Origin of the sequence: Flavobacterium nitrogenifigens (assembly GCF_003254565.1) — a bacterium.
GTDB classification, from domain to species: domain Bacteria; phylum Bacteroidota; class Bacteroidia; order Flavobacteriales; family Flavobacteriaceae; genus Flavobacterium; species Flavobacterium nitrogenifigens.
In genome coordinates, this window is the sequence record NZ_QJRI01000177.1 from 273,801 (window position 1) to 280,863 (window position 7,063).

The 7,063-nt window shown below is 33.3% G+C and carries 5 protein-coding genes; 3 read left to right on the top strand and 2 right to left on the bottom strand.

Features of this window, described 5'->3' with window-relative positions; all coding sequences use genetic code 11:
* Positions 1-142: 142 nt before the first annotated feature.
* Positions 143-1,543 carry a trypsin-like peptidase domain-containing protein gene (locus tag DM397_RS15740; RefSeq protein ID WP_095931875.1) on the top strand — a complete coding sequence of 467 codons (1,401 nt, stop codon included), beginning with the start codon at positions 143-145 and terminating at the stop codon, positions 1,541-1,543.
* A 201-nt stretch (positions 1,544-1,744) separates the two neighbouring features.
* A complete protein-coding gene (locus DM397_RS15745) occupies positions 1,745-3,193 on the top strand; it encodes a glyceraldehyde-3-phosphate dehydrogenase (protein ID WP_111378443.1) in 1,449 nt (482 codons plus the stop codon).
* Positions 3,194-3,257: 64 nt separating this feature from the next.
* Here the strand turns inward: DM397_RS15745 and DM397_RS15750 are convergent, their stop codons facing one another.
* Positions 3,258-3,716 (bottom strand): Lrp/AsnC family transcriptional regulator, encoded by a 459-nt coding sequence (locus DM397_RS15750; RefSeq protein ID WP_008467950.1) that lies wholly within the window; start codon positions 3,714-3,716, stop codon positions 3,258-3,260.
* Positions 3,717-3,932: 216 nt separating this feature from the next.
* On the opposite strand from DM397_RS15750, the gene ald reads away from it, so the two are divergent.
* A complete protein-coding gene (gene ald, locus DM397_RS15755; protein WP_111378444.1) occupies positions 3,933-5,051 on the top strand; it encodes an alanine dehydrogenase in 1,119 nt (372 codons plus the stop codon).
* 124 nt (positions 5,052-5,175) lie between these two features.
* On the opposite strand, the gene pafA is transcribed toward ald, so the two are convergent.
* Complete coding sequence (gene pafA / locus DM397_RS15760) at positions 5,176-6,795, bottom strand: alkaline phosphatase PafA (RefSeq protein WP_111378445.1); 1,620 nt, start codon at positions 6,793-6,795, stop codon at positions 5,176-5,178.
* Between the last annotated feature and the right edge of the window lie 268 nt (positions 6,796-7,063).

Here is a 7,063-nt window from a genome sequence, read left to right on the forward strand (position 1 = left end):
ACAAAAGTACGAACTATTAATTAATGAAATGTTAATCATTGTTAAAGAGAGTTAAACCATTTTTCCAAATAATTTTTTGAAGTATTTTTACGTTAAATATTAAAAACATAAATTTCTAATAACTTAAATTATAAATTCTAACATGAAAAGATTTTCAGCCTTATTTTTAGTGTCATTATTAAGTGGTGCTATTACTCTTGGTGCTTACAAGTTATTATTTGAAAGCAACAATTCTTTTTTTGGAAAAGGAAATTCTGTTGTAACTCTTGCCCCTAACTCTTATGGAAAAAATGTTGGTTTAGGTGCCGAAATACTAGATTTTACCGAAGCCGCAGACAAAACCGTTCACACTGTTGTTCACGTAAAAAATGTTTCGAGGAGAACTGTAAGCAATCCAATGCTTGAGTTTTTCTACGGGTACGGCGGACAGCAACAGCAAGAACAAGTAGGAACTGGTTCTGGTGTAATTATTTCTGAAGACGGATACATTGTGACTAATAATCACGTAATTAAAGACGCTACAGAAATCGAAATTACTTTAAACAATAAAAAATCATACAAAGCGAAGCTAATTGGTACTGACTCAAAAATGGACATTGCCCTTTTAAAAATCAATGCTGATGAGAAACTTCCTTATACTGCTTTCGCTAATTCAGATAATGTAAAAGTTGGAGAATGGGTATTGGCAGTTGGAAATCCTTACAACTTAACTTCTACTGTAACTGCTGGAATAGTTTCTGCGAAAGCTAGAAATTTAGACCAAAGCGGAATCCAATCTTTCATACAAACTGATGCTGCCGTAAACCCAGGCAATAGCGGTGGAGCGTTGGTAAATGCAAGAGGAGAATTAATCGGAATTAACACTATGATTTCTTCTATGACAGGTTCTTATGTTGGATATTCTTTTGCTGTTCCTTCTAATATTGCCCGAAAAATTATTGAGGATATTATGGAATACGGTAATGTTCAAAGAGGTATTCTTGGGGTTGAAGGAGGCGAATTGAATGCTACAGCTTCTAAAGAATTGGGAGTAACAGAAACGCAAGGATTTTATATTAATAGAGTTTCTAAAAACTCAGGCGCAGAAAAAGCTGGTTTAACTAAAGGTGATATTATCGTAAAATTGGATGATCAAAACATCGCTACTTATGCAGATCTATCAGGTTACATCAATACAAAACGTCCAAACGATGTTGTAAAAGTAACTTATATTAAAGAAGGAAAAACGAAAACTGTTCCTGTAACTTTAAGTAAAAATGAGTTTTACAGCGCTGAATTTAAAGGAATTGAATTAGAAAACATCGATGCAGCTGACAAGAAAAAATTCAGAATTGATTATGGTGTTAAAATTAAAAACATCAGCAATGAGAATTTAATGCAATATCAAAACGAATTACTAGGAAATATTATTCTTAGCATTGATAATGTAAAAGCAACAAACGTTGAAACTGTTTCTAAACTTTTAAGTAAAAAAGACGAAGGACAAAGCGTTCGAATTGAAATGATCAACAGAAATGGAGAGATTTTCAGAATAATTATTTAAGTCGCAGTTTTCAGTCACAGTTTTCAGTTACTAAAAACTGTAAACTGTGACTGCGACTGAAAACTTCAAAAATAGCCATCTTAATAAAATAAGGTGGCTTTTTTATTTTCAAAAATAAATGCTAAAATAGTTTACGAAATCGATTGAAATAGATACTTTTGCGCAAAATTTTAAAATAGTGAGCATTTTATTTTTTCAATTATGAGTAACAAATCATTGTACCAAAAAGAGGTATCATTACAAGTCGACCGAAGAAAAGCCGGTGTAGAATTAATTAAAGTCATAAGCGATTTATGGTATGACAAGTCAATCGAAATGGTCTTATTCAAGAATCAATTATTGGATAAAAACGTCAGCGATATTATCAATCTTCACCAATATGCTGGTGAATTCGTAGGCAAACCAATCACCATTTTTGATTCGGTTGAAATCGCAAAAGTCGTTTTATCTTTAGATCTTCCACCAGCAAAAATAGATTTAGGAAAACTAACTTATGAATATCGTTTAGAAGATGAAAAATATCCTGATGCGAGATATTTTGTTATTGAAAAATTGAAAAAGGCAAAATCTTCAAAAGAAATCAAACCAAAAGATATTGTTTTGTATGGCTTCGGAAGAATTGGACGTTTATTGGCGAGAGAACTAATGTCTAAAACTGGAAAAGGAGATCAATTGCGCCTGAGAGCAATTGTAACCCGTGATAAAAATGAAGCAACAAGTTTAGAGAAACGAGCTTCTCTATTGCGATATGACTCAATTCATGGAGATTTTCAAGGCTCTGTAATAGCCGATCCAAAAAACAATGCCTTAATTATAAACGGAACAACCGTTCATATCATTACTGCCAATTCTCCAGAAGAAATTGATTACACTACATACGGAATTAATGATGCTTTGGTAATTGATAATACTGGAGCGTTTACTACTGAAGAAGCATTAAAAAGACATTTAACATCAAATGGAGCGAGTAAAGTTTTATTAACTGCTCCTGGAAAAGGTGTCCCGAATATTGTACATGGTGTAAATCATAATGAATTTAATCCAGATGAAGTAAATATTTTCTCTGCCGCATCTTGCACAACAAATGCGATTACTCCAATTTTAAAAGTGGTTGAAGAAACTCTTGGTGTTGTAAAAGGGCATTTAGAGACCATTCATGCTTACACCAACGACCAAAATCTGGTTGATAATATGCATAGAAAATACCGTCGAGGTAGAGCAGCAGCTTTGAATATGGTTATTACCGAAACTGGCGCAGGAAGTGCTGTGGCAAAAGCTTTGCCAACATTGGAAGGCAAATTAACATCAAATGCGATTCGTGTTCCTGTTCCTAATGGATCTCTTGTTGTTTTAAATTTAGAAGTTAAAAAAGCCACATCAATTACCGCAATCAATAAAATCATGAAGAAATATGCTCTTGAAGGAGAACTGGTAGAGCAAATCAAATATTCTTTGAATAACGAATTGGTTTCGTCTGACATAGTTGGAACTTCTGCTCCATCTATTTATGACAGCAATGCTACAATTGTTTCAAAGGATGGAAAAAATATAGTGCTATATATTTGGTATGACAATGAATATGGATATAGTCATCAAGTTATTCGTTTAGCAAAATATATTGCCAAAGTAAGACGTTATACTTATTATTAATTCAACCAAACTAACTTTTTTTCTTAAAACCATCAATATTTTCTTGATGGTTTTTTGTTTTAATTTAAATAGGAAGAACGGTAGTACTTTTTACCTCCGAAATAACAAAAACAGTATTTATTAAAGAAACTTCAGGCAGAACTGATAATTTTTTCTGATGAAAATGATGATAGCTTTCCATGTCAGGAATTATAATTTTCAGCATATAATCGAAGTTCCCCGAAACATAATTACATTCGACAACTTCTGGCAAATTCAAAATCGATTGATTAAATCCTTCCGAAGTATCATAAGTCTGTTTTGTCAGCGTAACTTGACAGTAAACCGTCAAATTATTCCCAAGTTTTTTCTTGTCAAGAAGTGTCACATATTTTTCGATAATACCATCTTTTTCAAGGCGTTTCACACGATCATGAACAGGTGTCAAAGACAAATTTATTTTGTTTGCGATGTCTTTTAAAGTATAATGCGCATCTTCCTGTAAAAGGCGTAGGATTTTTTTGTCAATTTCATCTAAAGCCATAACGAAAACGTTTTATTAAAATTAGTCCGAATTAGTCATTTTTTCTTTTTGAAGAATAAATTTTGCTTCAAAACAGAATATTTTTCTGTAAAAGTAAAAAATAAAATAATATTTTCTTATTTATTCAGCATTAAACCATAATTTATTCTCTATCTGTAGATTTGTAAAACAAATTCAATAAAAACAAATTCAATAAAAACAAAAAAATATAACAAAATGATAATAGGTGTTCCTAAAGAAATAAAAAATAACGAAAACAGAGTTGCCTTAACTCCTGCAGGTGTTTCTGAAATGAAAAAACACGGACATACAGTTTATGTTCAAGCTACTGCTGGTTTAGGAAGTGGTTTCGCTGATACAGAATATGCTGAAGCTGGTGCAGTTGTTTTACCAACTATTGAAGAAGTTTATGCTATCGCTGAAATGATCATCAAAGTAAAAGAGCCTATTGCTTCTGAATACCCATTGATCAAAAAAGATCAATTATTATTCACTTACTTCCACTTTGCTTCTTCAGAAGAATTAACGCATGCAATGTTAGAAAAAGGAGCTGTTTGTTTAGCTTACGAAACTGTAGAAAAAACAGACAGAAGCTTACCATTATTAGTTCCAATGTCAGAAGTTGCTGGTCGTATGGCAATTCAACAAGGAGCTAAATACCTTGAAAAACCATTAAAAGGAAGAGGAATTCTTTTAGGAGGTGTTCCAGGTGTTCCGCCGGCAAAAGTATTAGTTTTAGGTGGAGGAATCGTAGGAACTCAAGCTGCTAAAATGGCTGCTGGATTAGGTGCTCAAGTTACTATTATGGACTTAAGTTTACCTCGTTTGCGTCAATTGGATGATATCATGCCAGCAAACGTAAACACAGAAATGTCAAATCATTACAATATCACAAGAGCAATTAAAGATGCTGACTTAATTGTTGGTGCAGTTTTAATTCCAGGAGCAAAAGCACCTCACTTGATTACTCGTGACATGCTTAAATTAATGCGTCCAGGAACTGTTGTTGTTGACGTAGCTGTAGATCAAGGAGGATGTATTGAAACTTGTACTCCTACAACACACGAAAATCCAACATTCATTATTGACGATATCGTTCACTACTGTGTAGCTAATATGCCAGGAGCTGTTCCTTACACTTCTACTTTAGCTTTAACAAACGCAACTTTACCATATGCTGTACAATTAGCAAACAAAGGATGGGAAAAAGCTTGTGCAGAAAATGAAGAATTGAAAAAAGGATTGAACGTAGCTAATGGAAAAATCCTTTACAAAGGAGTTGCAGAAGCTTGGAATCTTCCTTTTAATGAAGAAATAGTATTAGCAAACGCATAGTGCTAATACTTATATAAGTGCTTACTAAATCACTATTACAAAAGGCTTTTCTTAATTGAAAAGCCTTTTTTCAAGGCATAAAAAAACCTGTCACGAAGACAGGTTTTCAAAGCTTTATATTTTCTTATTTTTTACTATCCAGAACTTCAGTCATAACTTTCGCTTCTGTACCATTTGGAAAAGTAACTTTAATCTTTTGCGCTATTGTTGGAGCAATCTCAGTTATAGCCTTCTTATCGTAAGATTCACCTTTTTTAATATGCCAACCGTAGAAAATAGCAGGTACATGTGTATCGTAGCTATAAATTGTACCATGTGATGTTCCTGTTGGAGTATATTCAATCATTCCAGGTTTATCTACAATAACTAAATCACCATTTTGCGTAACATCATAGCCTTTTGCTACAAAATTAAGAGCGTAATCATTTCCAGCATTAGCTAAAATTTCTTCCTCTGTATAAACTTTTTTAACTTGTGGCTGAGTAATTAAAAACTTTTTAAAAGCATCTTTAACTTTATCCAGATCCAATTTCTTATCCTTAATAATCTGCTTATTAAAGAAAACATTAAAGTTTGAATAATTTTGAACTAAATCTACACCAAAAGTCTTAGTAGAAAAATCTTGTAAACTTTTCTTAACTTCTTTTGAAGGATAATTATCTACATTATATTTACGATCTTTCAAGTAAATTACATTCTCAGCACCTGCGTGGTCAGCTGTTAAGAAAAGTAAATAATTTCCTTTACCAACCGTTTTATCAAGATAAGCTAAAAAATCAGCAATTGTTTGATCCAATCTCAAGTAAGTATCTTGAAGTTCCATAGATCTTGGACCAAGTAAGTGACCTACATAGTCTGTAGAAGAAAAACTAACAGTCAAAAAGTCTGTAACATTGTCTTTACCCAATTCTTCTTTCTCTATAGCTCTTTTTGCAAATTCAGCTAACAAATCATTTCCGAAAGGCGTAGCTCTAATAACACCAGCATCATTTTTCTCATACATAGATTTTAAATCGTATGGAAAAACTGGCGCAGCACTTCCATATAATTTCCCTTCATACGGATTATTATCAGGAAGACTTTCATTATAAACAGAGGCAGGCTTGTATAAATCCCAACCTTTATTAATGTATTTTAAGTAGTTTTTTTCATTATTGAATTCGGTAACCCATTCTGGCAATTTTTCACCATAAAAAGTACTAGAAATAAAAGAACCAGTTTTGCTGTACCAAAATGCCCAGTTCGCAAAATGACCGGCTGGTAATATAGCACCACGATCCTTTAAACTCATTCCAATAACTTTCCCAGTAAAATTGGTGGCCATTCTAACTTCGTCAGTAATGGTAGTACTTTGAAGATTTTTTGGAGACATAGCACCCTCTTCTGGCGTACCGTCACCTACCGTTTTAACACCAGCATCGTCAGTACAATACGTTTCTTTACCAAGCGTTCTGCTAAACCATTCGTTCCCTACAATTCCGTGAGTTGCTGGAGTTGTACCTGTGTAGATTGAAGCATGCCCAGGAGCAGTATAAGTTGGCATATAATTGTAATGCATATTCTGGAAAGTAAATCCATCATTCATTAGTCTTTTAAAGCCATTTGGAGAAAAATCATCTGAAAAACGATATAAATATTCCATTTTCATTTGATCGACAACTATACCCACCACTAACTTTGGACGTTGTTGTGCACTTAAGCCTGTAACAGCAAGAAGCGCTAACAATAAAATATTTTTCTTCATGTTTAAAAAGTAATTTAAACACAAAAATACTCATTCAAATTCAAAAACTCTAAAGTATCAATATTTAACGACTACAATTGACTATAATTTAACACTTCTAAACTCAAGGTTTCTAATACCAATGGCGTTTCCCGCCGCGGCGGGCCCTGCTGTCCATTGTATCTTTTGCTGGAGAAGACATAGGGAAGAGAGAGGCACTCGAGTCCCGCAAAAGAATGCCGCTTCTATCACTAACGCGGCTCACCGAGATAGTTTTTTTTCAAAATCA